This window comes from Chryseobacterium sp. S0630 (assembly GCF_024158915.1).
Taxonomy (GTDB): domain Bacteria; phylum Bacteroidota; class Bacteroidia; order Flavobacteriales; family Weeksellaceae; genus Chryseobacterium.
Genome location: NZ_JAMZGF010000011.1, coordinates 25,143 through 49,769, shown reverse-complemented (window position 1 = coordinate 49,769; position 24,627 = coordinate 25,143). Strand labels below are relative to the sequence as shown.

General features: G+C 37.1%; 24 protein-coding genes. 15 read left to right on the top strand and 9 right to left on the bottom strand.

Features of this window, described 5'->3' with window-relative positions; all coding sequences use genetic code 11:
- Positions 1 to 6 precede the first annotated feature (6 nt).
- The 12 genes from NK356_RS07340 (at position 7) to NK356_RS07285 (ending at position 15,663) form a co-directional block, all read left to right on the top strand.
- The gene (locus tag NK356_RS07340; RefSeq protein ID WP_253316604.1) at positions 7 to 2,460 is read left to right on the top strand and encodes a TonB-dependent siderophore receptor; all 2,454 of its coding nucleotides are present in this window, start codon (positions 7 to 9) and stop codon (positions 2,458 to 2,460) included.
- A gap of 7 nt (positions 2,461 to 2,467) precedes the next feature.
- Positions 2,468 to 3,772: an APC family permease gene (locus NK356_RS07335; RefSeq protein ID WP_034692697.1), complete on the top strand. Its 1,305-nt coding sequence runs from the start codon at positions 2,468 to 2,470 to the stop codon at positions 3,770 to 3,772.
- A gap of 153 nt (positions 3,773 to 3,925) precedes the next feature.
- Complete coding sequence (gene prfA / locus NK356_RS07330) at positions 3,926 to 5,017, top strand: peptide chain release factor 1 (RefSeq protein WP_253316603.1); 1,092 nt, start codon at positions 3,926 to 3,928, stop codon at positions 5,015 to 5,017.
- Between the two features lie 71 nt (positions 5,018 to 5,088).
- Positions 5,089 to 5,766, top strand: coding sequence for a hypothetical protein (locus tag NK356_RS07325; RefSeq protein WP_034692694.1), 678 nt, complete (start codon positions 5,089 to 5,091; stop codon positions 5,764 to 5,766).
- A 96-nt stretch (positions 5,767 to 5,862) separates the two neighbouring features.
- A complete protein-coding gene (locus NK356_RS07320) occupies positions 5,863 to 7,965 on the top strand; it encodes a prolyl oligopeptidase family protein (RefSeq protein ID WP_034692692.1) in 2,103 nt (700 codons plus the stop codon).
- Between the two features lie 138 nt (positions 7,966 to 8,103).
- Positions 8,104 to 10,224 (top strand): methylmalonyl-CoA mutase, encoded by a 2,121-nt coding sequence (gene scpA, locus NK356_RS07315; RefSeq protein WP_034692691.1) that lies wholly within the window; start codon positions 8,104 to 8,106, stop codon positions 10,222 to 10,224.
- Positions 10,225 to 10,267: 43 nt separating this feature from the next.
- On the top strand, positions 10,268 to 11,251 hold the full coding sequence (locus NK356_RS07310) for a M28 family peptidase (RefSeq protein WP_253316602.1): 984 nt from the start codon (positions 10,268 to 10,270) through the stop codon (positions 11,249 to 11,251).
- 408 nt (positions 11,252 to 11,659) lie between these two features.
- Entirely contained in the window at positions 11,660 to 12,394 is a 735-nt protein-coding gene (locus NK356_RS07305) for a hypothetical protein (protein ID WP_253316601.1), read from the top strand.
- A gap of 27 nt (positions 12,395 to 12,421) precedes the next feature.
- On the top strand, positions 12,422 to 13,813 hold the full coding sequence (locus NK356_RS07300; protein ID WP_034692689.1) for an RtcB family protein: 1,392 nt from the start codon (positions 12,422 to 12,424) through the stop codon (positions 13,811 to 13,813).
- A 109-nt stretch (positions 13,814 to 13,922) separates the two neighbouring features.
- Positions 13,923 to 14,468, top strand: a complete 546-nt coding sequence (locus NK356_RS07295; RefSeq protein ID WP_253316600.1) for a nucleotidyltransferase family protein — start codon at positions 13,923 to 13,925, stop codon at positions 14,466 to 14,468.
- Between the two features lie 3 nt (positions 14,469 to 14,471).
- Positions 14,472 to 15,170 (top strand): peptide chain release factor H, encoded by a 699-nt coding sequence (gene prfH / locus NK356_RS07290; RefSeq protein WP_253316599.1) that lies wholly within the window; start codon positions 14,472 to 14,474, stop codon positions 15,168 to 15,170.
- Positions 15,157 to 15,663, top strand: a complete 507-nt coding sequence (locus NK356_RS07285) for a hypothetical protein (protein ID WP_253316598.1) — start codon at positions 15,157 to 15,159, stop codon at positions 15,661 to 15,663. The genes prfH and NK356_RS07285 overlap by 14 nt, the downstream gene beginning before the upstream one ends.
- 48 nt (positions 15,664 to 15,711) lie before the next feature.
- Here NK356_RS07285 and NK356_RS07280 read toward each other — a convergent pair whose 3' ends face one another.
- Positions 15,712 to 15,999: a c-type cytochrome gene (locus NK356_RS07280; protein WP_253316597.1), complete on the bottom strand. Its 288-nt coding sequence runs from the start codon at positions 15,997 to 15,999 to the stop codon at positions 15,712 to 15,714.
- A gap of 21 nt (positions 16,000 to 16,020) precedes the next feature.
- Positions 16,021 to 16,314, bottom strand: a complete 294-nt coding sequence (locus NK356_RS07275; protein WP_253316596.1) for a cytochrome c — start codon at positions 16,312 to 16,314, stop codon at positions 16,021 to 16,023.
- Positions 16,315 to 16,513: 199 nt separating this feature from the next.
- Here NK356_RS07275 and meaB point away from each other — a divergent pair, with 199 nt between their 5' ends.
- A complete protein-coding gene (meaB, locus tag NK356_RS07270) occupies positions 16,514 to 17,506 on the top strand; it encodes a methylmalonyl Co-A mutase-associated GTPase MeaB (protein WP_253316595.1) in 993 nt (330 codons plus the stop codon).
- Here meaB and NK356_RS07265 read toward each other — a convergent pair.
- Entirely contained in the window at positions 17,503 to 18,051 is a 549-nt protein-coding gene (locus NK356_RS07265) for a DUF4251 domain-containing protein (RefSeq protein WP_034692683.1), read from the bottom strand. The two genes, meaB and NK356_RS07265, sit on opposite strands and share 4 nt — an antisense overlap.
- Positions 18,052 to 18,156: 105 nt before the next feature.
- Here NK356_RS07265 and NK356_RS07260 point away from each other — a divergent pair, with 105 nt between their 5' ends.
- Entirely contained in the window at positions 18,157 to 18,963 is an 807-nt protein-coding gene (locus NK356_RS07260; RefSeq protein WP_034692682.1) for a M48 family metallopeptidase, read from the top strand.
- An 87-nt stretch (positions 18,964 to 19,050) separates the two neighbouring features.
- Positions 19,051 to 19,362: a hypothetical protein gene (locus NK356_RS07255; protein ID WP_253316594.1), complete on the top strand. Its 312-nt coding sequence runs from the start codon at positions 19,051 to 19,053 to the stop codon at positions 19,360 to 19,362.
- A 36-nt stretch (positions 19,363 to 19,398) separates the two neighbouring features.
- On the opposite strand, the gene NK356_RS07250 is transcribed toward NK356_RS07255, so the two are convergent.
- The 6 genes from NK356_RS07250 to NK356_RS07225 all read right to left on the bottom strand — a co-directional run bounded on the left by NK356_RS07250 (position 19,399) and on the right by NK356_RS07225 (position 24,600).
- Positions 19,399 to 20,010, bottom strand: a complete 612-nt coding sequence (locus NK356_RS07250) for an outer membrane beta-barrel protein (RefSeq protein ID WP_253316593.1) — start codon at positions 20,008 to 20,010, stop codon at positions 19,399 to 19,401.
- Positions 19,994 to 20,809: an ABC transporter ATP-binding protein gene (locus NK356_RS07245; protein ID WP_034692677.1), complete on the bottom strand. Its 816-nt coding sequence runs from the start codon at positions 20,807 to 20,809 to the stop codon at positions 19,994 to 19,996. Before NK356_RS07245 ends, NK356_RS07250 begins: the two co-directional genes overlap by 17 nt.
- Positions 20,809 to 21,561 carry an ABC transporter permease gene (locus NK356_RS07240; RefSeq protein ID WP_034692676.1) on the bottom strand — a complete coding sequence of 251 codons (753 nt, stop codon included), beginning with the start codon at positions 21,559 to 21,561 and terminating at the stop codon, positions 20,809 to 20,811. Before NK356_RS07240 ends, NK356_RS07245 begins: the two co-directional genes overlap by 1 nt.
- Before the next feature lie 103 nt (positions 21,562 to 21,664).
- Entirely contained in the window at positions 21,665 to 23,035 is a 1,371-nt protein-coding gene (locus NK356_RS07235; RefSeq protein WP_034692673.1) for an exopolysaccharide biosynthesis polyprenyl glycosylphosphotransferase, read from the bottom strand.
- A gap of 43 nt (positions 23,036 to 23,078) precedes the next feature.
- Positions 23,079 to 23,708, bottom strand: coding sequence for a 7-carboxy-7-deazaguanine synthase QueE (locus NK356_RS07230; protein WP_034692670.1), 630 nt, complete (start codon positions 23,706 to 23,708; stop codon positions 23,079 to 23,081).
- A gap of 7 nt (positions 23,709 to 23,715) precedes the next feature.
- Positions 23,716 to 24,600: a bifunctional 5,10-methylenetetrahydrofolate dehydrogenase/5,10-methenyltetrahydrofolate cyclohydrolase gene (locus NK356_RS07225; RefSeq protein WP_034692667.1), complete on the bottom strand. Its 885-nt coding sequence runs from the start codon at positions 24,598 to 24,600 to the stop codon at positions 23,716 to 23,718.
- Positions 24,601 to 24,627 lie beyond the last annotated feature (27 nt).

The following is a 24,627-nucleotide window of genomic DNA, read 5'->3' as shown; positions in this document are numbered from 1 at the left end:
ACAAAAATGAAAAAATTAAGCACAGCTGTATTATTGCTTGGAGCAATTCTGGTCGCTGCTCAGGAAAGTGAGGAAAAAGGAAAAGAGATCGAAGATATTATCATCGTCGGAAACCGTAATGTCAAAAGAACAAAACTGGAGACACCAGTTCCTGTAGATGTAATCAACATCGATAAAATCCAGAGAAGTTCTCCGCAAATGACTGCTCAGGATCTTCTGAATTATGTGATTCCATCGTTTAATGCAGTGAGACAGTCTGCTTCAGATGGTACAGAACATATTGATCCCGTAACTTTAAGAGGAATGGGACCCGATCAGGTTTTGGTTTTGCTTAACGGAAAAAGAAGGCATTCTACGTCTTTGGTAAATTATCAGAATACGGTAGGAAATGGCTCTGTAGGAACAGATCTGAGCACTATTCCCGTAATTGCAATTGATAGGATAGAAGTGTTAAGAGACGGAGCAGCTGCACAATATGGTTCTGATGCCATTGCAGGAGTAATCAATATAATTCTTAAGAAAAATACGGGAGCTTCGGCAAGCCTTACCTATGGATTAACCGGAAGAAATGATGGTGATACTTACCAGGCAGGAGTTAATTATGGAGCCTCATTAGGAAAGAAAGAAGGCTATATTAATCTTTCATTACAGCTAAGTCACAGAGGAAAAACCACTAGAACGCAAAATCACGACCTGGATATTTTCGGAGATAATTTTGCCTATGAATTTGCAGGGGACGCAGAAGCCATAAAAGCTGCCAGAGCCGCAGATGATGCAGAACTTGCAAAAAGAGGATTAACGCGTGATGATTTTAATTTTCAGATCGGAGATGCCCAGATCAGACAGGGACAGCTGTTTTTCAATTCAGAATATCCTTTTAATGACAATTTTAAAGTGTATTCTTTTGGAGGATTCAGCATCAAAGAAGGAAATGGTTTTGGTTTCAGAAGACTTCCGAGCGAAAAATCTAATGTAGTTTCGTCCATTTACCCGAACGGATTTCAGGCTACTCTGGCCTCTCAGGTATACGATGTTTCTTATGCTGTAGGAGCAAAATATAATGTTAACGACTGGTTTTTTGACCTTAGTAATACCTTTGGAAGCAATACCTTCAATTATAATGTAAACAATACGAATAATGCTTCTTTGGGAGCAAAATCTCCAACCCGTTTTTATGCCGGAGCGCATAGCTTTCTTCAAAATACTATTAATCTTGATGTTTCCAAAAATATAAACCGTTTCAATATTGCATTTGGAGGAGAATTCAGATTTGAACAATACCAGATCAAGGCAGGTGATGAAGCTTCTTATACCCAATATGACATCAATGGAAACGTTGCCACTGAAGGATCAACAGTGCTTGGTGCGGGAGGATCTCAATCTTTTATCGGATTTTCTCCCAATAATGCATTGAAGAAAGACAGGCATTCCACCGCAGTATATGCAGATGTTTCCTATGATTTAGATAAAAAATTAAATATTGATGCGGCGGCAAGATTTGAAAATTATTCAGATTTTGGAAATACACTGAACGGAAAACTTGCGGTACGATATGAATTTGTAAAAAACTATGCGGTAAGAGCTGCGGTAGGAACAGGATTCAGAGCACCATCATTGCAACAGCAGTATTTTAATAACTCTTATGCTGATATTTCTACTTCAGGCGAGAAGATTGTCACAAAGGGAATCTTTAGCAATGACAGCAAAGCTGCTGAAATTCTCGGATTTGATAAACTTAAACAGGAAACCTCTGTAAACGGAAGTGCCGGATTTACTTTAAAACCTGTAAAAGGACTGTTGATAACCGTAGATGGATATATCATTAAAGTAAAAGACAGAATCGTTATTACCGGAAATATAACAGATCCAAGATTGTCAGATCCAGCGATAGTAGGACAGGGAAATGAGGTAGAGAGCGGAAGATTTTTTGCCAATGCTATCGATACCGAAACAAAAGGAGTTGATGTCGTAGTAACCTATGACTGGATTCTTGGCAATGGAAAATTAAATATCAATCTTGCTGGAAACTATACTCAAACCAAAATCACAGATTTCCATTTTCCGGAAAACTTAGGAACTCCGCAGAACCAGTTTTTTGGTCCGGATCAGATCAACATCATTGAAACCCTTTCACCCAAAACAAAAGCTTCATTAGGATTAAATTATGGAATCGGGAAGTTCAATTTTCTCGTAAGAAATACCTATTTTGGTAAAGTAATAAGAGATGGCTATCCGTTTGGAGACGTGCAGGAATTCTCACCAAAGATAGTTACTGACATTAGTGTTGGGTATGATTTCACAAAAAACATCAATTTTACGGTAGGAGCTAACAATGTATTTGATGTCTTCCCGGACCGCCAGATTTATGAAAATTCATATTATGGAGTATTCAAATATGCACCGGTCCAGATGGGAACACTGGGGAATTATTTCTTCGGAAGGCTTAATTTTAATTTTTAATCAGTAAATGAGTACTACCTCACATCAGATTGGCTGGAAAACAGCAGCAGCCATCGTCGTTTCCAATATGATCGGAACAGGGATTTTTACCACCCTGGGATTTCAGTTATCCGATATCACCAATACCTACAGCATATTCCTGCTATGGAGTATAGGAGGAGTTCTCGCTTTATTTGGAGCATTTTGCTACGCAGAATTGGGCTCCCATTTTAAAGGAAACGGAGGCGATTTTATTTATCTCACAGAAACCTATCATCCCATATTCGGATATCTGATAAGCTGGGTTTCACTCATCATCGGGTTTTCCTCTCCGGTAGCGCTGGCTGCATTGGCCATGTCGAAATACCTTTCCGTATTTGAGTATTCTTTTGGAAACGGATTTGCAATTGCAGCTATTTTCCTGGTTGCCATTGCGTTATCGTTCAGCCTGAAAACATCCAGCAGATTTCATAACTTTTTTACATTCATTAAGATAGCCTTTATTATTGTACTGGTTATTCTTGGGGTAGGAATTTCAGATTCACCACAGATAGGCAACAGTATCAATTTCAGTGACAGCTGGCAGAATGAGATCATGCTTCCCGCATTTGCTACGTCTCTGGTATTTGTAACCTATTCCTACACAGGCTGGAATTCGGCATCTTATATCGCTGGAGAAATAAAAGATGTTCAGAAAAATCTTCCCAAATCACTCATCATCGGAACTGTTTTCGTAACGGTAAGCTATATTCTGGTGAATTATATTATGCTGAAACATGCACCTGTAAGTCAACTGGCAGGAAAAGAAGATGTAATGGGAGAAGCGGCTGTCAATATGCTGGGACCGGCTTTTGGAAAGATCGTCAATATTTTTATTGCGCTGCAGCTCATTGCAACCATCAGTGGTTATCTGTGGGTAGGATCAAGATTAACACAGGCTTTTGCAAAACATACCTCCATTTGGAGACCATTATCCGCCGGAAATGCAAAAGGAATTCCGGTAAGAGCTATTTTCGCTCATGCTGTCATTGCAGCTGTTATTATTCTAACCGGAAGTTTTAAAGAAATTTTTGTCTATACAGCCTTTATTTTGCAGCTTTTTGCAAGTCTGGCGATTTCAACTGTATTCTTCCTGAAGAAAAAAGACAGGAAAATCTTTAAGTCGAATGCATTCCATATTTTTCCGGCAGTTTTTCTATTGTTCAGTTTTTATATTCTCTATTTTACATTCATTCATAACCCTAAAGAAAGCTTGATAGGATTGGGAATTATTGCGGTAGGAATTGCTTTATATTTAATAGACAGAAGACTTTCTAAAGGATCTCAAACTTAATTTTGATGATTCAGAAAGGGGAATAAACAGATTGGCAAATCTGTCTTTTTGTGGTTTTGCATCCTTTATCCCTAATGCTCAAAAATTTATGATGATTCGGAATTTTAATTTTGAATTAATAATCCTTATCTTTGCACCCACAAAATTTCTACAATGTCTAAATCATTAATTCCAAAATTAGAAGCTATAAAACAAAGATATAATGAGGTTGCAGACCTTATTATACAGCCTGATGTCATTTCAGACCAAAAAAGATATTCTTCTTTGAACAAAGAATATAGTGATTTGGGGAAAATTGTAAGAGTTTACGATCAGTACAAAGGCGCTTTGGATAGTATCGCAGAATCTGAAGAAATCATTGCAGATGGTTCAGACAGAGACCTGGTAGATCTGGCTAAAGAAGAAAAACTGGAAGCTCAGGCTAAAATTCCTGGTTTGGAAGAAGAGCTGAAAGTATTACTGATCCCTAAAGATCCTGCAGATGACAAAAACGTTATCGTGGAATTACGTGCCGGTACAGGTGGTGATGAAGCAGCTATCTTTGTGGAAGATGTGTACAGAATGTATACCATGTATTTCAAAACAAAAGGATGGAGACATGAAGTAACAGATTCTAACGAAGCCGCAAAAGGGTACAAGGAACTGATCATGAAAGTGGAAGGAGAAGGTGTTTACGGAATTATGAAGTTCGAATCCGGAGTTCACCGTGTACAACGTGTACCTGAAACTGAATCTCAGGGAAGAGTGCATACTTCCGCTATCACTATTGCTGTTCTTCCGGAAGCTGAAGAAGTAGATTTTGAACTGAATCCTGCAGATATTGAAATGCAGACTTCCCGTTCAGGAGGTGCCGGTGGTCAGAACGTAAACAAGGTTGAAACTAAAGTTCAGCTTACCCACAAACCTTCAGGACTTGTTGTAGTTTGTCAACAGGCTCGTTCTCAGCTTGCTAACCGTGAATTGGCAATGGAAATGCTAAGAACAAAACTATATGATATTGAATTACAGAAAGTACAGGGAGATATCGCTGCACAACGTAAATCTATGGTATCTACAGGAGACCGTTCTGCAAAAATTAAAACGTACAACTATCCACAAGGTAGAGTTACAGATCACAGAATCAATAAGTCTATGTACAACCTTGATGCTTATATGAATGGTGATATTTCTGAAATGATTGACGCTGTAATCATGGCAGAAAATGCAGAGAAGATGAAAGGGGAAGAAGAGAATTATTATAATTAAGATAAATAAAAACAAAGCCTCTGACTTTTCAGGGGCTTTGTTTTTCCCAATAACAAAACAAAATATCAACTATGAAAAACTACAAAATTATTTTCCTGCTGTTGCTTACCATGATGGGACAGCAACTGATGGCTCAGACAGAAGTAAAGAAACCTAAAGAAGCCTTTGAACTCTTTTTTGGTACGTTTGTGAGCAATGATGATGCAGCATTGAATAAACTCAATGATTATTTAAAACCTACAGTAGACGGACAGATTGCTTATCAGGTAGATTTTAAAGAAACGTCACAGGAAATGATCAATGGCAGTGTAGAGAATTTTCTTGCTGCTTTCCCTAAAGCTACGGCAGCAGCATGTAAAAAAGAAGCTGAAGATTATTTCAGAGCTATGTTTGGAAACTTTAAAACGGGAAAACTTACCGTTAAAGATGTAAAAGTAGTGCCGAATGAGCATGTGGAAGGACAAAAAATTGCTGAAATAAGCTATTCTGTAAGCTTCCTTGTTCCATCAAAACTGACTTCCGGACCAAAAGGAGATCTGAACAAAATTAAAACGGAAGACCTTAAAAAATATTTAATTCAGGCCGTTCAGGATTTTAAAAATGCCAATAAGACTGTAACAACAGATCAAAACTTTAGTTTATATGAACTTAAAGAAGGAGATAAAATATACTATTGGAATGGAAGCCCTGATGAGATTGTTTCCAATCTTACCGATTTCTATTTTGAAAGCTTCGGAGCTAATGAATAATTGAAAAATATCTTCATAAAGAATAAAAAAGTCCCAATATAACGGGACTTTTTTTATTTCATATACTTTGCGTATTTTTGAGAAAAACCGATCAGTATGAATTTTAAACCTATATTGTTAACCGCTGGAGTATTATTTTCAGCATCTTTTTACTCTCAGAAAATGATTTATCCTAAAGCATTAAAAGGAAGCCAGACAGATACCTATTTCGGAAACGCTGTTTCTGATCCTTTCAGAGATCTGGAAAACGATTCTGAACCTACAAAAAAATGGGTAGATGAAGAAGTCGCTTACAGCCAGAATTATCTTTCAAAAATTCCGTTCAGGGATAAAATCAAAAGCCAGCTGAAAGATATCTGGAATTATGAAAAAATTTCAGCACCTTTCAAAGAAGGAGATTATACCTATTATTATAAAAATGATGGTCTACAGGCGCAATCTGTTTTGTACAGAACCAACAATAAGACCAATGCTACAGAAGTATTTTTAGATCCTAATAAATTTTCAGAGAAAGGAACGACCTCTCTTTCCAATCTTTCATTCAATAAAAAAGGAAACCTTGCTGCTTACTCTATTTCTGAAGGAGGAAGCGACTGGAATAAGATCATCATCATTGATGCTGTTACCAAAAAACAGATTGATGAAACGATACTGGATGTAAAATTCAGCGGAATTTCATGGCAGGGAGATGAAGGGTTTTATTATTCAAGCTACGACAAACCTAAAGAGGGAACAGTACTTTCCGGAATGACGGATAAGCACAAAGTATATTTTCACAAGTTGGGAACAAAACAGTCTGAAGATAAATTGATTTTCGGAGGAGATAAAACCCCAAGAAGATATCTTAGTGCCGGAGTTTCTGAAGATCAGAGATACCTTATCATTTCTGCTGCTAATGCTACCAATGGTAATGAATTGTATATAAAAGACCTTAAAAAAGGAGGAGACTTTGTACAAATTATGAGCGGATTTGATATCAATGCCAACATTGTAGATACACAAGGTGATGATCTTTTCATTTTTACAGATAAAGATGCTCCCAATATGCGTCTAGTAAAAACAACAATTGCCAATCCGTCTCCATCAACATGGAAAGACGTGATTCCACAAACTGAAAACGTATTAGGGATCTCTTCAGGGGGAGGATATTTCTTTGCAACCTATATGATTGATGCCATAGATCAGGTAAAACAGTTTGATAAAACCGGAAAACTGGTGAGAGAAATTACTCTTCCTGGTAAAGGAAATATCTCAGGATTCGGAGGAAAAGAAAAAGAGAAAGATGTTTACTTCTCTTTCAGCAATTATATTACACCGGGAACGACCTATAAATTCAATGTAGACTCAGGAAAATCTGAAGTCTATCAAAAACCTAAAGTGAAGTTTAATCCGGATGATTATGTTTCGGAACAGGTATTCTATACTTCAAAAGACGGCACAAAAGTTCCTATGATGATCAACTATAAGAAAGGAACTAAACTGGACGGTAAAAATCCTACTATTCTTTACTCTTATGGAGGTTTCAATATCAGTCTGCAGCCGTCATTCTCTGTAGTAAACGCTATCTGGATGGAAAATGGTGGTATTTACGCTGTTCCAAACATCCGTGGTGGTGGAGAATATGGTAAAAAATGGCATGATGCAGGAACAAAGCAGCAGAAGAAAAATGTTTTTGAAGACTTTATTGCTGCCGGAGAATACCTTCAAAGTAAAGGCTATACTTCAAAAGAATATATGGCGCTGTCAGGAAGATCAAACGGAGGATTATTAGTAGGAGCAACAATGACAATGAGGCCGGATCTTGCGAGAGTAGCCTTCCCTGGAGTTGGAGTTTTGGACATGTTGAGGTATAATAAATTTACTGCCGGAGCAGGATGGTCTTACGACTATGGTACTGCCGAGGACAGCAAAGAAATGTTTGAATATCTGAAATCCTATTCTCCTGTACATAATGTAAAAGCAGGAACTTGCTATCCATCTACAATGATCATTACCAGTGATCATGATGACAGAGTGGTTCCGGCACACTCATTCAAATTTGGAGCAGAACTTCAGGAAAAACAGGGATGTAAAAACCCTATTCTTTTAAGAATTGAGAAGAATGCAGGCCACGGAGCAGGAAGATCTACAGATCAGGTGATCAGTGAGAATGCAGATCTTATATCATTTGCTTTATTTGAGATGGGAATAAAGAAATAATTTAAATTGATACCAATAAGAAAGGTCGGGCATTTGCCCGGCCTTTTTCTTTTGCTAAAACTTAGAAAAACAGAACGTTAACATAAGTTTCATGTTTCGCTCAAAAAAATTAACTTTACGGGGACAAAAATAATTGGAATGCGAAAGACAATTTCTGTGAAAAAACCGGATTTTAGTGTATCATCTCAGGAAAGAGAGATTTACAATTTTGAAAAAGACGGCCTTGAACTCAAATCATCCTATGAAAAAAAAGATGTAAAAGATGAATCATTAACGCAGACTTCTCCAGGAATTGCTCCCTATCTGAGAGGACCGTATTCCACCATGTATGTTCAGAAGCCATGGACAATCCGTCAGTATGCCGGATTTTCTACCGCTGAAGAATCCAATGCTTTCTACAGAAGAAACCTTGCCGCAGGTCAGAAAGGACTTTCCGTAGCATTTGACCTTGCGACGCATAGAGGATATGATTCTGACCACTCAAGAGTGGTGGGAGATGTAGGAAAAGCAGGAGTTGCCATAGACTCTGTGGAAGACATGAAAATCCTTTTCAATGAAATTCCATTAGATCAGATTTCAGTTTCCATGACCATGAACGGAGCTGTACTTCCTATTTTGTCTTTCTATATTGTAGCGGCAGAAGAGCAGGGAGTAAAGCAGGAATTGCTTTCCGGAACCATTCAGAATGATATTTTGAAAGAATTCATGGTAAGAAATACTTATATCTATCCGCCGGCACCTTCCATGAAGATCATTGCAGATATTTTTGAATACACTTCGCAAAATATTCCCAAATTCAATTCCATTTCCATTTCCGGATACCATATGCAGGAAGCTGGTGCAACGCCTGTACTTGAAATGGCTTACACATTGGCAGATGGTCTTGAATATGTAAGAACAGGGATAAAAGCAGGAATGAACGTAGACGATTTCGCTCCAAGACTTTCTTTCTTCTGGGCAATCGGAATGAATCATTTCATGGAAATTGCGAAAATGCGTGCTGCAAGATATATCTGGGCAACCCTTTTAAAACAATTTAATCCTCAGAATCCAAAATCTCTGGCGTTAAGAACCCATTCTCAAACTTCAGGATGGTCTTTAACAGAGCAGGAACCTTTCAATAATATCACAAGAACAGCAATAGAAGCGCTGTCTTCAGCATTAGGAGGAACACAGTCTCTTCACACCAACGCACTGGATGAAGCCATTGCCCTTCCTACAGATTACTCTGCAAAAATTGCAAGAAATACACAAATCATTCTTCAGCAGGAAAGCGGAATATGCGATGTAGTAGATCCAATGGGAGGAAGTAACCTTGTAGAAAGCCTTACTCAGCAAATGATCGAGGAAGCAATGAGGTATATTGATGAGGTAGAACAGGAAGGCGGAATGACGAAGGCGATCGAAGCCGGAATTCCAAAAATGAGAATTGAAGAAGCCGCAGCAAAAAAACAGGCTAAGATCGACAGTGGTGAGGAATTCATTATTGGAGTCAATTCATTTAAATCCTCATTGAAACAGGATCAAATAGAAATCCTGGACATTGACAATACAGAAGTTCGTAGAAAACAGATTGAAAGGTTAAATACGATCAAAGCAGAAAGAAATACAGAAGCTGTCGAGCAAATCCTGAATGACATCCGCGAAAGCGCCAAAACAGGAAAAGGAAACCTTCTGGCTCTATGTATTGAAGCCGCAAGAAGAAGAGTTACCCTTGGTGAAATGAGTGATGCCATGGAAGAAACCTTTGGAAGATATAAAGCAAACATTAAAACAATCTCTGGTGTATACGCAATGAATGCCGGTAAAAACGAATACTTTGAAAAAGCCCTTAATCTGACTCAGAAATTTGAAGAAGAAGAAGGACGCCGCCCAAGGCTAATGGTCGCTAAAATGGGGCAGGATGGGCACGACAGAGGTGCGAAAGTAGTAGCAACAGCATTTGCTGATATGGGATTTGACGTAGACGTTGCTCCATTGTTTCAGACACCGGAAGAAGTAGCTAAGCAAGCGGTAGAAAATGATATTCACATTTTAGGTGTTTCTTCATTGGCCGCAGGACACAAAACATTAGTTCCTCAGGTAGTGGAAGAACTGTCCAAACTGGGAGCAGACGATATTACCATCGTTGTAGGAGGAGTAATTCCACAACAGGATTATGAGTTCCTTTATGCCAATGGTGCTGACTTTATTTTCGGACCTGGGACCAACCTTCCGAAATGCGCAGTGGAAATTCTGGAAAGATTTTTAGAAAAATAAATAAAAAAGTTTTAATTTCAGGACAGAGATTAAAAATATATCCGTGAATTTTAAAAATATAAAGCCTACGAGGAAAAAACTGTTTCTTTTCGTAGGCTTATTTGTTATTACAGGAGTTTTTTTGCTAGGTTCAATAAAGAAAAACAGATCAGTACCCAGTTCCACAATAATTGCGGATACCAGTCTTGTTAAAAAACATTTGACGGCACTTACCCAAACTCCACAGTTTAGAAATCATAAAAATATTGATCAGCTAAATGCTGTTGCAGATTATATTCATCAGACGTTTGCTACTTATGGAGACAGTACCACTTTTCAGGAATATAAAGTTGACGGTAAAGTATATAAAAATGTAATTACTTCTTTTGGTCCGGAAAATGCCAAACGGATTATTATAGGTGCTCATTATGATGTTTGTGGCGATCAGCAGGGAGCAGACGACAACGCAACCGGAGTTACTGCTCTTCTGGAGCTTGCAAGAATGCTCAAAGGACAGAAGCTGAAGTACAGAGTAGATTTAGTTGCTTATACGCTGGAAGAGCCACCTTATTTCAGAACCGAAAATATGGGAAGCTATATCCATGCAAAATATTTAAAAGACAACAAAATTGATGTCTATGGAATGGCAAGCGTAGAAATGATAGGTTATTTCCGTGATGAAAAAGGTTCTCAGAGTTTTCCTATAAGTATTCTTTCCTGGATATATGGTGATCAGGGAAATTTTATTACTCTGGTTAAAAAAATAACTGGCGCAGGACCTTTTGTAAGAAACTTTATAGGAAACTTCAAAGATTCCCAACAGATCAAAACAGAAACGTTCTCAGCACCCAAATTCGTAGCAGGAATAGACTATTCTGACCATCTGAATTATTGGAATTTCGACTTTCCTGCACTCATGATCACCGACACATCCTTCTTCAGAAACAAAAACTATCATGAACCTACCGATACTTTGGAAACGCTGGATACAAAACGAATGACGAAGGTAATTGATGCCATTTTTCTCAGTATTATTCACCTTAAGTGAAAAAAAATATTTTGATTATCAGAAAAATGTATATATTTGCACCTGAAAATCAAGTTTAACCAATAAAAAACGACGAAGCAATGTTCAGAACAAAACAGAATTCTACAGTTGGATTGCCACTTATGGTGGTAAGGCTTCGCGGTTTGGTACATTCTTAGAATAACAGTACAATGAAATATCAGAACCCGAAGTCGTAGAGATTTCGGGTTTTTTATTGCGCAATATTTCAAACTTCAAGTTTCCCCGAAATCTTTTTTAGTGTCATTAAAGGCAAAATAGGATGAGGTTCATTCCTCAGAACTATTCCGTCTATTATTAATCCATTCAACTAATATTTTAGTTGATTAAAAGTTGTGTGAGAAAAAAAGAACCTGGTTTCTACGATCTCACATCAGACTTCTGTTCACAATGGAAAATGATAACCTTCTGCATTTCCGCCTGAGAAGCGTAAGAAGCAGAAAAAGAACAATTAGAAAAGATGTAGAAAAGCAGATAAGAACAAAATACAAACGTAGTAGAGAACTCTGGAAAATGAGAAGAAATCTTCCGTTGATACCATTGGATAAACCCTATCAAAAAGGATTTGTAAGATTCTTTGTTGTAAGAGAGGATGTAAAACAATCCAAAGACGGAGATTTTTTCGAAGGTATTTTAAAGAAGATAAATACCTATATGTATTCTGATAACCGAAGATTTCTGAAAAAGAAAAGAAAGTTCGGAAGAAAGATATATGTAGAAAGAGAGCAGAAGCTCAGGTATATTACTTCATTTTCCTGGAATTATCCAAAATTAGAGTTTACCGACAGAGAAAGACAATATTTTGAAAAGAAAGAAGATTATTGTCCTGTCAATAAGATATTCGGAATCTACTACAAATTTACTGAACCATGGAGGTTTACTTTGAGGGTAAAACCCAATATGATTACCCATTACAAACCCTTGGATTTGGAGCTGGAAAAAGAATATGCAGCGCTGGATTCCTATTTGGGACAGTATAAGGTGATAGGGATTATGCACAAGACTATTCTAGGTAAGTCGAATCCATGGAAAGAAAAGTATCAAAGAAAACTTATCAAAAGCAGGAAATATGCAACCTGCACAATGTCTGCAACAGAAATTGCAGAAAGCTTACAGGACGAATAAGTCCAACTGTTATTTAAAACAAAAACAATGGGAAATTTAAAACTAAAAGGAAAAGATATATTAAAACTGGGCTATCCCAATAACCAAAGCGTAAACGTAGCATTGGAAGTCATGAAAAGAAATTTTGCAACGAAAAATATTCACCACGTAAAATCTCTTTTAAAGGAAATTCTGCTGAATCCGGAAGAATTTGAAAAAGATCTGACTTTCGGACAAATCGCAGAAACCCTGCTTTCATCCAAAAAAACAGAAAAAAGAATGCTGAATTCACAGCGTGCTTCCTTTCAGATTTTTGGAAACAATATTTCAGAAGAGGCAAAAAATCAGTTATACACAGCTTTGAAACTGCCTATCTCTACTCAGGGAGCATTAATGCCGGATGCCCACAGCGGGTATGGGCTTCCCATAGGAGGAGTTCTGGCCGTAGAAAATGCCGTAATCCCTTATGGAGTAGGAATGGATATTGGCTGCAGAATGAGCCTCAGTATTTTGGATACACCAGTTTCATATCTTGAAGGAGCAAGAGATAAATATGAAAAAGCGCTTGCTGAACATACAAAATTTGGAATGTATGAAACTCATAAATCTCACATAGATCATGAGATTTTCGACAGAGATACATTCGATATGATCCCGATCCTAAGAAGATTAAAGGGAAAAGCCATCAAACAGATGGGATCCTCAGGTGGAGGAAATCACTTTGTAGAATTCGGGGAAGTGGAAATCACTGAAGAAGACGAACAAATTGGCCTTCCAAAAGGAAAATATCTGGGAATACTTTCTCACAGTGGCTCGAGAGGTCTGGGAGCAGAAATCGCACAGTATTATTCAAGAATGGCAACGGAACAATGTCCTTTACCGAAAGAAGCTCAAAACTTCGCATGGCTGGACCTTAGTACCCATCTTGGACTGGAATACTGGACCGCAATGAACCTTGCCGGAGATTATGCTTCAGCCTGTCACGATGATATTCACAGAAGGCTTGTAAAAGCAGTCGGTGGAAGAGTAAAAGCGAGAATTGAGAACCATCACAATTTTGCGTGGAAAGAAATTCATAACGGAAAAGAAGTGATTGTTCATCGAAAAGGAGCTACTCCTGCTAATGAAAACGAATTGGGAATGATTCCAGGATCGATGACTGCAAAAGGATTTATCGTTCGCGGAAAAGGAAATCCTGAATCTTTGAATTCAGCATCACATGGTGCAGGAAGAGCCCATTCAAGAGGAGAATGCAGAAGTCTTTTCACTCAGCATGATATCAAAAAAGAACTGAAACTGAAAAATGTCACATTGATGGGCGGAAATGCAGAAGAAGCACCAATGGCCTACAAAGACATTAATGAGGTGATGAATGCGCAGAGTGAGCTGGTAGATATTCTGGGAACATTCCAGCCGAGAATTGTGAGAATGGATAAGTAATTAGCCTTATACTTTACAACCTTATAGGTTTCAAAAACCTATAAGGTTTAACAAAGAAATATTTTAAAGTCTATAAGGTTTTGAATATTCAATTTAAAAAAACAAAAAAATGGGAGCACCACATAACATAAAACGATATGGTGAAGTCTGGCCGGAATTCAGAATTCGGTTAGGGCTCGAAATTTTAAATATATTAAAAGATAAAGTCATTATATCAGGTGGCTGGGCTTGGCATTTCATGTCAGAAAAAGAACATACAGAATACAAACATGCCCATGACCACAAGGATATTGATGTTTTTGTAAAAAAAGAAAATGTTGCAGAAGTAGTGATCATTCTTCAGCAGGAAGGATTCCAGAAAGTCTGGACCCGATATGACCATCTGCCGAGTGAAGAAAACTTTCGCAGATATGAAAAGACTGTTGAGCTGGAAAATGAAAAATTCCACAGAATTACCATAGACTTCTTTGAAAGAGATGATCTAAAGACAATTGAAGCCAATGGTTTTACCGTTGTGAGGCCTGATATTTTACTTTCTTTTTACAGAAATATCCACTCCAGTGATAAGTGCTGGGCAGTGATGGCCGCAAAAGAACTATTAGAAAAGGGAATAAATCCGGTAGGAAGCCCTTTATTAAGCAAAATGCCAATATAAAAAATGGAAAAATTAATACAGATCACTTCAGGAAGAGGTCCTTTAGAATGCCAGTGGGTAGTAGCCAAGGTTCTGAAGACCTTTCTTGAAGAGGCAAAACACAATACAATAGAATACGAAATCATACATCGGGAAAACGGGGATGAAAATCTGACACTAAAATCAGTTACCCTTCTTTTAAAAGGAAAAGACTTGACCTCGTTTTTAAAAAGCTGGCTGGGAAGCGTTTGCTGGATAGGAAAAAGTACATTCAGGAAACTTCATAAAAGAAGCAATTGGTTTATCGGAATTTTTGAACTTGAAAATATAAAAATGATTGATTTCAATGAAAAAGATATCCGGTTTCAGACCGCAAGAAGCCAGGGAAGCGGAGGACAAAACGTAAATAAGGTGAATACCGCTGTACGTGCCACTTATATCCCTACCAACGAGACTGTTTTTGTACAGGATTCCCGTTCACAGCTGGATAATAAAAAACTATCCATTATCAGACTTAAAGAAAAGGTAATGGCAGTTTATATCCAGCAACTGGAAAGAAAACTGAAAGAAACCTGGTCTCTCCAGATGCAGGTAGAGCGCGGAAATCCGGTTCGTACATTTTCAGGAACAGATTTTAAAAAGAATTACGAAGACAGGACATTCAAAAAACAAAGAAATGCCTTGAAAAATGAACTCAAAAACTACAGAAATGACCTTAACTAAAAGTAAATATTATTTTGAAGCGCTGGACTACTTCCCATTCAATCTTTCTGAATGCATGGATGCGCTAAACTATGCTTTATCCTACGAACCAGAAGATGCAGACAGCCTTTGTCTGATGGGAAGAGTGTATTCGGAGGAATTGAAAGATTATGAAACTGCAAAAAGATACTTTGATGAAGCCATGCAGAGTAATATCGGAAATATCAATACTCCTAAATATTACATTGAGTGTCTTTTGAGTAATGAAGATTACAAAGAAGCAGAAAAATTAATTGAATTCGCTTTAAAGATAAAAGGAATTGATAAGTCGGAAATCCTGAACTGTCTGTCCCTTCTTCAGGAAAGAAAATTTGAATACAAACAGGCTTTGGCCGCCCTTAAAGAAGCTAAAAAATTTGCTTATAACAGAGCTGCACTTGAAATCATTGAAGACAGGGAAAAATTAGTCAAAGGAAAAGTAACCAGAACAAGAACCGTAAAAAAGACAGAATAATCTGTTTTGAGTTACTTAATTAAAAGAAATAAGCTTTCGTTAGAAAGCTTATTTTTTATTCACAGAGATCAGATAATCATACACCATTTGATGCTGATCATCAGTAAGCTTAGCCTTTGGAGCCATTCGGCTTAAAGTGTTGATCCATCCCTTATCGTCATGCTTGGTTGGTTCTGGAAGCTTATGACACTTTGCGCAGGAGTTCTCAAAAATGGTCTTTCCTTGTGTTAATTGCTCAGATGAAGTATACTTTGGGCCTGTTACAGCCACACTTTTTGGTCCGCATGACACCAGAAATGCTGATGCTGCAATGCCGCTTAAGATAAGTTTTTTCATACCTATTTTTTTGTTTGATGGTTATTTCTTCACAGAAACAATGTAATCATAAACCCATTGGTGCTGTTCATCCGTCAGTTTTGCTTTTGGAGCCATAGAATTCATGATTCCTACCCATTGTACAGGATTGTGCGAAGCAGGATCCGGAAGTTTATGACATCTTCCACAGGAGTTTTCAAAAATTGTTTTCCCCTGAGCAATCTGTTCTGCAGTAGATGTAGAGGTTCCTGCAGTAGCAGCGGATGTAGAAGCTTTCGGCGTACAGGAAACCAGCAAAATAGCAGTAAACGAAGCCGCAGCGATGAGTTTTTTCATGTTTCTTCTTTTTGAGATATAACAAATGTAATAAATTCCTTAAGCCCTTGATACAGGGCATTCTAGTTTTAATTTAGAAGAAATAAAAATTAAATTCATGAAAAATTGATAATATCAAACAAAGACAATTTAGGTCTTTTGTATCATCATTATGATCGAAGTATTGACCATTCCCTTTTTAATTATTAATTTTGAATCAATGAAATTTTCTACAGAAGAGCTAATAGACGGAATACAGTCAGGAAACAAACGCCTGATTGCAAAAGCTATTACATTGGTTGAAAGTAAAAAAGCAGAACACAGAGTACAGGCAGAAGAGCTTCTTAAGAAGATTATGCCCCTTACCGGAAACTCTGTGAGGGTAGGAGTAACGGGAGTTCCCGGAGCCGGAAAATCCACTTTTATAGAAAATTTCGGACGATTGGTTATTGCTCAAGGCAAAAAAGTAGCGGTTCTGGCGATAGATCCAAGCTCTGCAATCAATAAAGGAAGTATATTGGGTGATAAAACCAGAATGGAAGAATTGGCCAAAGAAGAAAACGCATTTATACGCCCTTCTCCAAGCTCAGGATTTCTGGGAGGAGTAGCCAATACTACTTTTGAAACCATGATGATCTGCGAAGCTGCAGGCTATGACTATATTTTAATTGAAACTGTGGGAGTAGGGCAATCAGAAGTTCTGGTAGCCGATATTACCGATGTTTTTTTGTTCCTTAAAATCATTGGAGGAGGAGATGAACTTCAGGGAATAAAACGAGGGATCATGGAAATGGTAGATCTTATATTCATCAATAAAGTAGACCAGGACAATCTTCAGAAAGCAAAAAATACAAGACTTGAATTAAAAAGAGCCCTAGACTTTATTCCGCCTAAAGAAAAAGGATGGAAGATTCCTGTTTTACTAGGTTCTGCACTTCATAATCAAGGATTACAGGAAGTCTATGATACAATATTCGAATTTATTGATCTGAAAAAGAAAAGCGGCCGTTTTGAAGAAATTCGTGTTCAGCAGGCTGAAAAACGATTTGAATATTGGGTTCAGGAATATATTTTATCCCTGATGAAAAAGAGCAATGCTATAGAAGAAGCTTATCACATGCACAAAAAAAATGCTTCAGCCATGGTTTCTAATCCAAGTACTGAAGCAAAATTATTTGTTGAAAAATTTTTATCGAACGAAAACAGGGATTAAAGTTTCTCTTTTTCCTTTTTTACTTCAGTTTTAGAAATGTATCCATCATAAGTAATCGGCTGTCTGTCATTACTCCTCATAGAAACGAAAGCTTTTCCGTTTTTAAATACTTCAATATTAACTTCGTCTACGTTTCTTACATCTTTAGGTTTGAACTTAAAAGTCCAGGTTCCTTTTTTATTCTGAGTTTTAGTTACCGTAAAATCTTTTGAAGTAAATCGGTAGCTGTTATCACTGGCACTTCCAAAAGTTGGATTGAACATCCTTCCAAAATAAGGCAACACTACATCCAGTGTATTTTTACTGACATCAATGGTATAATCTCCATTCAGATTAAGTACCCTCGTTGCAGTAGAATTAGGCATTGAGTTTAAAACATTAATGACATCATAATTTGTAGGATTGGCTCTTTGTGCATAAAAAGTAAACTCCTGAGAATCTACCAAAGTGTCCACTGTTTTCGGATCTAATGAACCTTGTGAAGCACAGCTCTGAAAGAAGAACAGGAATCCAAACATCATCAGTAAAGAAATATACTTTTTCATAATGAGATAATTATTAAATTTAGATAGCAAAATGTATGCAAATATATTCTTTCCGAAATATTTTGGAATAAAAATTGTTAAGGTTGAATTATTAACACTCAAACTATGAAAGTTACACATCTATTTGGAATGGGAGCTATTGCTCTGTCGGCTGTTGCCTGTACTACAAACCCGATTACGGGGAGGTCTTCTTTACAGCTGGCCAACAATTCGGAAATTTTAACAATGTCTTCACAGGAATATAGAACGACATTGTCTAAAGGTAAAGTGATTACCGGTACAGCAGATGCAAAGAGAGTGGTAAATGTAGGAAACAGAATTAAAAATGCAGCAGAAAGATATTATCAGAGTATTGGAAGATCAGCAGATCTTGCAAGCTACAGCTGGGAATTTAATCTTTTGCAGAGCAACGAGCTAAACGCCTGGTGTATGCCTGGTGGAAAAGTAGCAGTCTATACCGGAATATTACCGGTAACAAAAGACGATAACGGACTTGCAGTAGTAATGGGACATGAAGTTTCTCACGCACTGGCAGGCCACGGAAATGAAAGAATTTCTCAGGCAATGGTAGCTCAGTATGGAGGGGCAATCCTGGGAGGAACAATCTCAAATTCACAATGGGCAAGTGTTTTCCAGAAGGTTTACCCTATCGGTTCACAGGTTGCTTTATTGAAATACGGAAGAGGCCAGGAATCTGAGGCAGATGAAATGGGACTTTACCTGATGTCTATGGCTGGATATGATCCAAGAGCAGCAATTCCTTTCTGGAACAGAATGGAAGCAGCATCTACAGGATCAAGACAACCTGAATTCTTATCTACCCACCCGAATCCGGAAACAAGAATTTCAGATATCAATAAAGATCTTCCGAAAGCTTTAGAATATTATAAGGCTGCGGGAGGAAAAATATAATTAGAATTTTAATCTTGAATATAGCCTTATTAAATTTTTAGTAAATTTGGTAAGGCTTTTTTTATGTAACCACCTAAACACAATATTATGAAGAGTTTATCAATTACCGGACTTATACTTTTGGCTGTTTCTGCATTACTTTTCTATTTGACAACTGATTTTGCCGTAGAGCAGATAAAAATTTCTCATATTATGGGAATCATGGCGGGAGTTGGAATAGGGCTTATCATTGGAGGAATGGTAGGCTATGTAAGTAAAGGAAGCGCTATAAAAGAAGAGCAGAAGAAAAAAGAATTCAAGCAGTTACAAAAAGACAAAGAAGATCTTGAAAAACAGGCTGCAGAAATTGCAAAACGTCAGGCTGAACTTGAAAATCAAAATAAAAACCCTCAAATTTAAATTTGAGGGTTTAAAGTTGTTATTTTCGATAATTTATTAGAATTTATATCCTAAACCTACCATAAACAGGTTAGGTCTGTTATCATATCTGATTTCTGAACCAGAAACTTTGTTGATGAAGTTTCTTTCGTCTTTACTGAAAGCACCTTCATATCTTGCATTTACAATAAGCTTTTTAATTTCAAGCTGTGCCCCAAACTGGTATCCTACTGTAAAGTCATTTTTAGCATTTTCTTTGAAATCGTTGTAAGTATTGTCTTTGTTTAAGTTAAAACTTCCTACAGGTCCTACAAAAACTCCAAGCATATTCCCTAAAAGATTATATCCTAAAAGAACCGGAACATCAATACGGTTGCTTTTTACGTCAAAAGTAGTGTTCTCTGTCGTAAACTCATTTTTGAAATGAGTATAATAGATTTCCGGCATTACAAACAATGAAGTAGGAAGACCTACTTTTAAGGAAAGCCCTACATTGAAACCTACATTATTTTTACCTGTTCCTGCAATAGCATCATTCACTGTTCCTTTAATATTGGACCATGAAGGTGAGCCTGTTGGAAAAATTAAGTTGGCTTTACCTGCCAGTGAAATCTGTGCAGAAGCCCATATTGAAAACCCTAATAACGCTATACTAAGTACCTTTTTCATTATCGTCTATTTTTGTATTTGTCGTTTCAATCGTTTTATTATTCTCAAGTAAATATTCTCTCAGCTCTTTAAACAGTTCTGAAGAATAAACGAAATCAATCAGATTTTTATTGCCTGCTGTAATCAGAATGTCTTTGTTACCTTCCCATTCTTTAATTCCCAGTCTTAGGTATACAATTTTCTCGCCAATCGTCATTACAGAGTTCATATCATGGGTATTGATGATGGTGGTAGTATTATATTCTTTTGTGATTTCGTAAAGAAGATCATCAATAATCTTAGAGGTATAGGGATCCAGCCCGGAATTGGGCTCATCACAAAACAGATACTTAGGATTGTTGACAATAGCTCTTGCAATAGCCACCCTTTTCTGCATACCTCCTGAAATTTCGGAAGGATATTTTTTTTCTGCTTTATCAAGATGTACTCTTCCTATTACTTCAAAAACTCTTTTCTTTTTTTCTCTGTAGGTAAGATTGGTAAACATGTCAAGAGGGAACATGATATTTTCTTCCACTGTTAGAGAGTCAAATAAGGCACTTCCCTGGAAAACGGTTCCGATTTCTGAACGGAGATGTTGTTTTTCATCTCTGGTCATAGTATTGATATCTTTTCCGTCAAACAGAATTTCTCCTGATGAAGGCATATAAACATTCAATAAACTTTTTAGAAAAACGGTTTTCCCGGAACCACTCTGCCCAATGATTAAGTTTACTTTTCCTTTATCAAATGAAGTTGAAATTCCCTTAAGCACTTCAACATCATCAAAACTTTTCTTAAGATCTTTTACCTCAATCATCAGCTTAATATTAATTGGGTTAAAATTAATTCAGAGATAATAATGAACACCATTGTCCATACTACGGCCTGTGTACTGGCTCTACCTACTTCCAAAGATCCTCCTTTTACATTGTATCCGAAATAAGAAGGTACGGTTGCAATGATAAAAGCAAAAACGATTGTTTTGGTAAATGCATAGTAAATGAATAAATTCGGCATATACATTTGAATACCAACAATATAATCGTTCTCTGTCCAGTTTCCTGTTAGAATCCCGGCAATATAGCCTCCACCAATACCAAATACAATACTGATGGCAATAAGGAGAGGATTAAACAGCATACAGGCAATGATTTTAGGAAATATCAGGAAATTGGGTGAGTTTACTCCCATAATATCCAAGGCATCAATCTGTTCTGAAACCCTCATTGTTCCGATACTGGAAGCAATATATGATCCTACTTTACCCGCCAGAATAAGGCTGATAATAGTAGGTGCAAATTCCAACACCAATACCGCTTTTGTAGCATATCCTACAAATGATGGCGGAATAGGAAAGGAAGAAGCATCAAAGTTATTGAACATCTGAATAGCAACTACAGCTCCCACGAAGATGGATGTGAAGATGACAAGCCCGAAAGAATTTACTCCCAAATCATTAATTTCTCTCATGAACAGCTTCCAGAACACTCTCATTTTCTGAGGTTTCTGCAGGGATTTTCCCAAGAGGATAATGTATTCCCCTATCGCTGTGAAAAACTTTTTTAACATACTGCTAAATTAGACTTTTTTATTTAATTGGACTACAGTCAAGAATAAGACCGAAGCTTGGTTTTGTGTTAAAATTATTTCAATATTTATCTTATTCCGCTCTTTATTTTGCGTTTTTATCTCCTCCAATCACCAATAAAACGGTTTTTAAAATAATAACCACATCAAGTACGAAACTCCAGTTTCTTACATAGAAAGCATCTGCCAGAACTCTTTTTTTCATTTCTACTTCCACATCTCCGAAGTCACCACGCAGTCCATTCACCTGTGCCAGTCCGGTAATACCCGGATTAACCATACTTCTCAGACTGTATCTTCCGATTTTGGGTTTGTAATAATTGTCAACAGCCAGCATATGTGGACGCGGACCTACTACAGACATTTCACCTCTCAACACATTAAGGAATTGAGGAAGTTCATCAAGACTGGTTTTTCTTAAAAATTTACCCACTCTGGTAATTCTGGAATCATTTACAGAGGTGGTTTTGGTTGTAGATTCATCATTAACAACCATTGTTCTGAATTTAATACAATTAAAAACCTCTTCATGAAAACCGTATCTCTTCTGAATGAAAAATACCGGACCTTTAGAAGTTGTTTTGATTAAAATGGCAATAATTGGAAATACCCATGAGCAAATGAAAACCAATATAATAGCAGAGAAGAAAATGTCTAATGTCCTTTTCATCAGGAAATTAGAATAATAATCTAACGGATATCTGGCCTGATTAAGTACCGGCTGGGTTTGTATATATCCAAGATCATAAAGGAAAAAATCACTTTGTGTAATGCTTGGAATCAATGAAATATGAATCTTATTATCCTCAGCCAATCTGAAAATTTCAGTTTCCATGGTTTCATCATAAGAGTTTTCTGTAGATAAAAACAAGGTATGAATTCCGTTCTTTTTCCAGAATGCAACCAGTTCATTAATCTTAACCTCAGAATAATCGTATTCAAATATTCTGTACCCATAATCTTTACGTTCTGTAAAGATATTCTTAAGAATCTCTGTAGAGTGGCTGTCTCCCAAAAACATTACGTTTCTGTAGTTGGCTCCAAGAGATCGCAGGTACTTGATTGCGAAATAGACTAATGATTTCGCCAGGAAAATGGCAATAAAAAGATAAAGTGAAAGCCAGTAAATATCCGAATTGAAAAATACATTATTACTTACCTTTCCTATAAGCAGTACTCCCAGTATAAAAAAGAGGAAATGGATTAAGAGGCGTTCAAGAAACAGGGTATAAGTAAGGTTCCTCGGAATATTGTATATTTTTGTCCTACCACTTAATAGTACCCAGAACAAAAACAACAGAACCAGAGAAAAACTATTCTGATACCAGGTTTCTTTATTGTATTTTAAACTTTCGTTTCTGCTTATAAAAAAGAATATGAAGATAGATGCAATAACCATGAGGTCAAGCAACATAATGATTGATTTCAGGTATCTAGAGTATCGAATTCTCTGCATCTATCGGTATTATAGTGGATAAGCCCGGCTAATTTACACTTTTTTACGGGATATTCAGATATTTGTGCGTCTGAACAGAAGCCTGCCATTCAGGGTTTTCCAGGATGAAATCTGTAATCTTAGGATACATATCATCTCTTTTGCTCCATTCACTCTGAAGATAAAGCTTACAGTTTTCAGAAACTTTTGCAGCCTGTTCCTGAGCAAATGTAAAATCATGCTGGTTGAAAATAATGACTTTAAGCTCATTGGCCTTTTGATAAATCTCTTCTTTAGGAAGCCCTGTTTTCTTTGGTGAAAGGGTAATCCAGTCCAGTTGACCGCTCATCGGATAAGCTCCGGAAGTTTCGATATGTACTGTACACCCTAGTTCTTTTAGTTTGGATGTCAGGATATCTAAATTCCACATTAAAGGCTCACCACCAGTCAACACAATTGTTTTACAGTGTTTAGCTGCAGTTTCTGCAATTTCTTCTGCATTCATCAGGGGATGAAGTTCCGGATCCCAGCTTTCTTTTACATCACACCAGTGACATCCTACATCGCACCCTCCCAGCCTGATAAAGTATGCGGCTTTTCCTGTGTGTGCTCCTTCTCCCTGTAAAGTGTAAAAATGCTCCATTACAGGGAGCATTTTACCTTCTTTTAATAAAATATCTTCTTCTTTATTCATTTTAAAATTAGTCGTTATAGACCGAAGTTTTATAAGCAATGATGGTATTTTTCATCAACATCGCTCTTGTCATTGGGCCTACTCCTCCTGGTACCGGAGTAATCCAGCTTGCTTTTGCAGCACAGCTGTCAAAATCTACATCACCTGCAAGGTAATATCCTTTTGGAGAGTCATTATCTACTCTTGTAATACCCACGTCCACAATTACGGCTCCTTCCTTGATCATATCTCCTTTTAAGAAATGAGGATCTCCCAAAGCGGTAATAACGATGTCTGCTTTTCTTGTGTATTCTTCGATGTCTTTTGTGTATGAGTGTGTAAGGGTAACGGTAGAGTTTCCAGGGAAATCTTTTCTTCCCATCAAAATACTCATTGGTCTTCCTACAATTTTACTTCTTCCGATAATTACACAGTCTTTTCCTTTCGTTTCAATATTATATCTTTCCAATAATGTTAAAATTCCGAAAGGAGTTGCCGGTAAGAAAGTATCCATTTCAAGAGCCATTTTTCCGAAGTTTTCAGGGTGGAAACCATCCACATCTTTTCTAGGGTCAATAGCATTGATGATTTTCTCCTGATCAATCTGATCTGGTAAAGGCAGCTGAACGATAAATCCGTCTACTGCTTTAGACTTATTAAGCTCGTCAATTTTTTCCAATAGTTCAGATTCAGAAACAGTGCTTGGAAACTTGATTAAGCTGGATTGAAATCCTACTTCCTCACAGTCTTTCACTTTAGAGTTTACATAGGCCTTGCTAGCTCCATTATTTCCTACAAGAATAGCCACCAAATGTGGAGCTCTTCTTTTGCTTGCGAGAATCTTTTCTACTTCAACCTTGATCTCTGCTTTAATTTCCTTGGATACTTTAAGTCCGTCAAGAATTTCTGCCATTTTTACTTTTTTACTTTATAGATTTAC